Consider the following 6,343-nt stretch of genomic DNA (forward strand, 5'->3'; position numbering starts at 1 on the left):
CCCGGGCGATCGAGGCCGCGCAGAACGGCGGCGCCGGGATGGCGGTCGTCTGGATCGCCGCCGCCCTGGTCCTGCTGGGCGGCGCGACCGTCGTGGCGATGCGCCGCACCCGTGAGCGGACGGAGGCGCCGTGACCGCGATCGCAGAACGCGCCCCCGAGGCGGGCACGGTGCGCAGGCTGCTGGCCGGCGGGCTCGTCTCCGGAGCGCTGCTCGCCGTGGTCGTCGCCACCGCGCTCGGCGCCGAGGAGGCGGTGCCCGGCATCGAGCTGCCCGGCCCGGTGGTGGCCTACGGCCTGCCGGTGCTGCGGGTGCTGCTGGACCTGGCGGCGGTCGCGGTGGTCGGGCTGAGCCTGCTGCCGAAGCTGCTCGGGTTCGACAAGCCGGAGCGCACCGAGCCGGTGATGCGCCGGGCCCGGCCGATGGCCGTCTCGTTCGCCTGGGCGTGGGCGCTGCTGGCGCTGACCGTCATCGTGTTCCAGACCGCCGAGCTGAACCCGGGGCCGGTCCCCACCCCCGGCATGATCGCCGAGTACGTCGACAACGTGGGCGCGGGCCAGGGCATGCTGTTCAGCGCCGCCTGCGCGCTGGCCTACGCCGGGATCGGGCTGCTGGCCGTGCGGTTCGGCGAGAAGGTCCCGGCCGAGCTGCGGATCCTGGTGGCCCTGTTCGGGCTGCTGCCGATCCCGGTCACCGGCCACGCGGTGGACTCGGTCTGGCACGACCCCATCATGATCTCGATGGAGCTGCACGTGATGGGCTCGGCGGCGTGGACCGGCGGGCTGCTCATGGTCATGCTGCTGGTCGCGCGGGACCGCGGGCTGCTGGCCGAGGTCCTGCCGAGGTTCTCCCGGCTGGCGAGCCTCGCGCTCGCCGTGGTCACCCTGTCCGGGCTGGTGAACGGCCTGGCCACGATCGCCCTCACCCCCGGCACCGAACTGCCCGGCTCCCTGCTGACCAGCGAGTACGGCCTGCTCCTGGTGGCCAAGACCGCGAGCGTGGCGCTGCTCGTCCCGCTCGCCGCCCACATCCGGTTCCGCCTCCTGCCGCGCATCGAGCGGCAGGAGGCGACGGCGGTCGCCGCCTGGGCGGCGGCCGAGCTCACCGTGATGGGGCTCGCCTACGGAGTGGCCGTGGCGCTGACCACGGCGACCATCTCCTGAGGTTCGTTCTCCTCGACGGCCCGCAGCCGGTAGCGGCCCAGGAACCACTCGCCGCCCAGCCACAGGGCGGCGAGTGCGGCCCCGCCGGCCGCCATCGTCGCCGGGGAGACCAGCGGCGGGGACGCCCAGAGGTGCTGCGAGCGGAGCGCCAGGTCCACCGCGAGGGTGGCGACGAGCGAGCCGGCCAGCGCCCTGACGACCGGGATCCGGATCAGGAACGCCAGGTCGATCGCGAGCGCCCCGGCGATCAGGAAGATCGGCACCGCCGAGCGCGGGAACTCGGCCACCGCCAGGATCGGCCAGATCAGCGCGCGGTAGGCGACGTAGGCGCCGACCACGGCGGTGGCGGCGAACCTGCGGCCGATCATCGCGCGGGCGAAGACCAGCACGATCATCGCGGCGACCACCCCGTAGAGGGGGTAGACCTGGTCGGGCACCGGGAGCGAGAACTGCACCACCATGCCGCGGTCCACCGCGCGGCCCATCTGGGCCGCGGCGAAGTCCAGCAGGATCTGCTCGGCCTCCGGCCGTCCCGCGTCCCACGCCCTGATCCCGAAGACGCCGTACTCCTGGTGCTGGGCGGGGAACCAGACGTTCTCGAACATGAACACGAACAGCCCGCCGAGGACGAGCGTGCGCGTGCGCCCGGGGGGCGCGCCGACGAACCAGCCCCGGATCACCCCGCAGATCATGAAGAACGTGCCGATGTACAGCAGCATGTGCGACGGGCTCCACGAGGTGATGTCGAGCCCGTTGACGCGGTGGTTGATCAGGTCCAGCGGCACGGCGACCAGGAAGAGGCCGGTGCCCCACTGGATGAGGCGCTGCGCCGTGCGGTCCACGCCGTAGCCGGTGTAGACGTGCACGATGGTCAGGGCGACCACGATCGCGGTGCCGACGCTGTTGAGCAGATGCGGCGGCGCCAGGTCGTCGCGGAGCCACTTGAAGTGCCAGGAGACGTCCCAGGACGCCCCCAGCACCTTGAAGCAGAAGGCGACCACCCACCCGAGGTACAGGACGCGGAACAGGTCGGCGGGCGTCTCCCGGCCTGCCTTCCCCCGGGTCCAGTACGGCAGGGCCCACTGGACGACCGACGTGGCTCTTCTTCTCAAGCTCGCTGCAGGCTTCACGCGTCGAAATGATGCCTGGCGTTTACGAAGACCGCAATCGGGGACATCCCCGGGTTTCACCAGATAGCCCCAAGTCGTGGCCGTTCCGGTACGGCACGGCGACCCGGTCGCGCCGGGACCGGGTCGCGGACGGGACACCGAACGCGGAGGGGACACCGAACGCGGCGGCCCGCCCGGGTGCGCCGCTCGGGACCGGCCGTCCGGGTGCGCCGTCCGGGACCGGCCGTCCTACCCGTCCCCCGGCTCCGACAGGGCCGACCAGAGCACGGCGGGGGTCAGGGGGGTGGCGGTGATCCGGCCGGCTGCCTCGGGGATCGCGGCGGCCACGGCGTTGCCGACCGCCGCGGGCGGCCCGATGATCCCGGCCTCCCCCGCCCCCTTCATGCCGCCCGGCGTCACCGCCGACGGCGTCCGCATCAGCGCCACCTCGACCGCGGGCACGTCCGGCGCGTACGGGGGCAGGTAGTCGGCGGCCGCCTGCCCGCCGGGCCCGTACACGATCTCCTCGGTCAGCGCCATCCCGATGCCCTGCACGACGCCGCCGCGGATCTGCCCCTCGACGATCGCCGGGTTCACCACGACGCCGCAGTCGTTGACCGCCCAGTAGCCCTCCACCTCGACCGCGCCCGTCTCCGGGTCGACGGCCACCGCCGCCGCGTGCGCGCCGAAGGCGTAGGTGTAGGCCGCCGGGTCGTAGGTCGCCCGCTCCTCCAGCCCCGGTTCCATCCCCTCGGGCAGGTCCCAGGCCCGCCAGGCCGAGAGCGCGATCTCCGCCAGCGTGCGGCGGGCCGACGGGTCCCCCTTGACCCGCACCGCGCCGCCGGAGAGCTCCAGGTCGCCGGGGGCCGCCTCCAGCTGGTGGGCGGCGATCGCGACGATCTTCCCGCGGAGCCGTTCCGCCGCGCCGATCAGCGCCGCGCCGCCCAGCACGAGCGAGCGGCTGGCGATCGAGCCCACCGGGGAGTACGGCGTGGCCGCGGTGTCCCCCAGCAGCACCCGGACCCGCTCCAGCGGCACCCCCGTGCGGTCGGCGGCCAGCTGGGCCAGCGCCGTCTCGATGCCCTGGCCGATGGCCGCCACTCCGCAGGAGACGACCACCGAGGCGTCCTGCTCCATGCGCAGCACCGCCGTCTCGTACCCGCCGGACTGGATGCCCGCCTGCCGCATCGCCTCCGAGGGGCCCATGCCGGTGGACTCGACGTGGCAGGAGAACCCGATCCCGCGCCGCCGCCCGTCGGCGGGGCGCGCCGGCCGGCCCTCCCGGACCATCGTGCGCAGCTTCTCCAGCGCGGCCGGGTAGTCCCCGGAGTCGTAGGGCTGCCAGGTGCGGGAGGTGTGCGGCAGCTCGCCGGGACCGAGCAGGTTGAGCAGCCGCAGCTCGACGGGGTCGGCGCCCAGCCGCCGGGCGGCCTCGTCCACCAGCCGCTCCCGGGTCCAGGTCGCCTCGGGCTGCCCGAACCCGCGGTAGGAGCCGGTCGGCGTGGTGGTCGTCACCGCGGCGCGGATCCGCGCGCCCGCCCGGTCGAACCGGTACGGCCCGGGCAGCGAGAGCGCCGTGACCGCGATCGGGGAGATGCCCACGTTCGACGGGTGCGCGCCCAGGTCGGCGAGGATGTCGCAGTGCAGCGCCCGGAACCGGCCGTCGTCGTCGAAGGCGAGCCGGGCGCGGTGCACGGCGTCGCGGGCCGGCAGGGTGGCGGTCAGGTGCTCGGCGCGCGACTCGGTCCACCGCACCGGGCGGCCCAGCCGTACCGCCGCCAGGCAGACCAGCGTCTCGTCCGGGTAGACGTGCTCCTTGCCGCCGAAGCCGCCGCCGGTGTCGCACGCCAGCACGCGCACCCGGTCGAAGCCGAGCCCGAGCGCGGCGGCGACGTGGTCGCGGACGTGGTGCGGCGCCTGCGTGGAGGTCCACACGGTCAGCGCGCCGTCCTCGAACGAGGCCACGATCCCGCGCGGCTCCACCGGGTACGGCGCGACCCGGCCCAGCCGGGTGGTCAGCTCGACCACGTGCCCGGCCGCGGCGATGGCGGCCTCGCACTCGTCGGCCGGGTCCCCGAGGGCGAAGTCGGTGACCAGGTTGGAGCCCCACTCCGGGTGGAGCAGGGGCGCGCCCTCGGCCAGCGCGAGGTGCGCGCCGACCACCGCGGGCAGCTCCTCGAAGTCCAGGTCGAGAAGTTCGGCCGCGTCGTGGGCCGCCGCCTCGCTGCGCGCCACCACCAGGGCGACCGGCTGCCCGGCGTAGCGGACCGTCTCCTCCAGCACGGGGTAGTCCGCCATCCGCTGGCCGGGGGCGAGCGCCACGCACGGCAGCCGCACCCCGGCGGCGTCCGCGGGCGTCAGCACGTCCAGCACCCCGTCGGCGGCCAGCGCCGCCTTGACGTCGCACCGGACCAGCCGCCCGTGCGCGACCGGGCTCCGTACACGACCGCGTGGACCGTGCCCGGCAGGCGGACGTCCCCGGCGAACCGCGCCCGTCCGGTCACCAGCCGGGCGTCCTCCCGGCGCGGGACCCGCGCCCCGACGTAGCGGTGATCATCGCTCATCACCTGATTGTGGACGGCGCGGCGGCTCCCGCCAACGGCCCGCCGGCGTGCGGCGGGATACGGACGCCCTCAGAACCCGGTGGCGCGCGGCCGATATCCAGCCGGAGAAGTCCGCCCACGCGGCCGGACCGGCCGTCCGCCTGAGATTCCTCTCAGGGAGCATCCGGTTTCGGACAGTAGGCTCCAGCCCATGAAGCTCAGGGGAAGGGCGGCCGTCTGGATCGCGGTGGCCGCCGTGCTCGTCGCCGGCGTCGCGGTGTGGCTGGTGTGGCCGTCGGAACCGCAGGTGCGGGTCCAGCACCAGATGATCACCGTGGTCGACGGCCCGGCCGACGACCAGCGGGTCGTGCTCGACACGAGCTTCTTCCCGCCCGCCGGGGGCGGCAAGGCTCCCGCGGTGCTGCTCGCGCACGGGTTCGGCGGGAGCAAGCAGAGCGTCCGCGACTCCGCGCAGCGGCTGGCGCAGGAGGGTTACGCCGTGCTGACCTGGTCGGCGCGCGGCTTCGGCCGCTCCACCGGGCAGATCGCGCTCAACTCCCCCGACTACGAGGTCAAGGACGTCCGGCAGCTGGTCGACTGGCTGGCGAAGCGGCCCGAGGTCCGGCTCGACGCGGGCGGCGACCCGCGCGTGGGCATCGCGGGCGGCTCGTACGGCGGCGCCATCGCGCTGATGGCCGCCGCCCACGACGACCGCGTCGACGCGATCGTCCCCCAGATCACCTGGTACGACCTGGCCGACGCGCTGTTCCCCAACGCCACCGGGCAGGGCCCGCAGAGCGGCGTGTTCAAGCGCATGTGGGCCGGGCTGTTCTTCAGCCGGGGCGGCCCGCAGGCCGGCGGCGGCCTGGCGGCGCTGGCCGGTCAGGGCGGTCAGGGTTCCCGGGACGGCGAGGACGGGCAGGACGGCGAGGACGGGAGCGGGAGCGCCGGGGGCGGGCCGGGCCCGGAGGCGGCCCGGCCGCCGACGGCCGAGGAGGTCCGGTGCGGCCGGTTCCTACCGGAGATCTGTGACATGTACCAGCAGGTCGCCGAGACCGGCCGGGCCACCGCCGCCGCCGTGGAGACCCTGCGCGGGTCCAGCCCGGTCTCGGTGCAGGGCAGGATCAAGGTCCCGGCCCTGCTGCTGCAGGGGCAGCGCGACTCGCTGTTCCCGCTGGGCCACGCGGACGCCAACGCGCGCGCCATCGCCGCGACGGCGCGCCGGTCCGCGTCGCCTGGTTCGACGGCGGCCACGACGGCGGCGACGGCGAGGTCGACTGGCTCCACGAGCAGACCCTCGGCTGGTTCGACCACTACCTGAAGGACGCCGCGGCGCGTTCCGCGGCCGCCTCCGGGAACACCGCCTCAGGGGACACCGCTTCCGGGAACACGATTTCCGGGAACACGGCTTCCGGGGACGCGGGCGCGGCGAAGGACGCGTCCGCCGGAGCGGACGCCCCCTCCGGCCCGCCCGGCGTCGCGGTGTTCACCGTCACCCGTGACGGCGGCCGCGACCACGGCACCCGCCG

Annotated in this window: 5 protein-coding genes; 2 read left to right on the plus strand and 3 right to left on the minus strand. The window is 75.2% G+C overall.

Translation table 11 applies throughout. The annotated features are described in order from the left end of the window. The first annotated feature begins 130 nt into the window (after positions 1-130). Positions 131-1,162: a copper resistance D family protein gene (locus tag ACWJ6R_RS27785; protein WP_449065060.1), complete on the plus strand. Its 1,032-nt coding sequence runs from the start codon at positions 131-133 to the stop codon at positions 1,160-1,162. Here ACWJ6R_RS27785 and ACWJ6R_RS27790 read toward each other — a convergent pair. The 3 genes from ACWJ6R_RS27790 to ACWJ6R_RS27800 all read right to left on the minus strand — a co-directional run bounded on the left by ACWJ6R_RS27790 (position 1,120) and on the right by ACWJ6R_RS27800 (position 4,835). Then, positions 1,120-2,292, minus strand: a complete 1,173-nt coding sequence (locus ACWJ6R_RS27790; RefSeq protein ID WP_449065061.1) for a hypothetical protein — start codon at positions 2,290-2,292, stop codon at positions 1,120-1,122. The genes ACWJ6R_RS27785 and ACWJ6R_RS27790 overlap by 43 nt on opposite strands. A 228-nt stretch (positions 2,293-2,520) precedes the next feature. Continuing rightward, positions 2,521-4,686 (minus strand): xanthine dehydrogenase family protein molybdopterin-binding subunit, encoded by a 2,166-nt coding sequence (locus tag ACWJ6R_RS27795; protein ID WP_449065064.1) that lies wholly within the window; start codon positions 4,684-4,686, stop codon positions 2,521-2,523. Continuing rightward, a complete protein-coding gene (locus ACWJ6R_RS27800) occupies positions 4,629-4,835 on the minus strand; it encodes a hypothetical protein (RefSeq protein WP_449065062.1) in 207 nt (68 codons plus the stop codon). The genes ACWJ6R_RS27795 and ACWJ6R_RS27800 overlap by 58 nt, the downstream gene beginning before the upstream one ends. A 190-nt stretch (positions 4,836-5,025) precedes the next feature. Between ACWJ6R_RS27800 and ACWJ6R_RS27805 the strand changes: the two genes are divergently transcribed. Next, a complete protein-coding gene (locus tag ACWJ6R_RS27805) occupies positions 5,026-6,135 on the plus strand; it encodes an alpha/beta hydrolase (protein WP_449065063.1) in 1,110 nt (369 codons plus the stop codon). Positions 6,136-6,343: the final 208 nt, after the last annotated feature.

Source organism: Planomonospora algeriensis, from assembly GCF_977012225.1.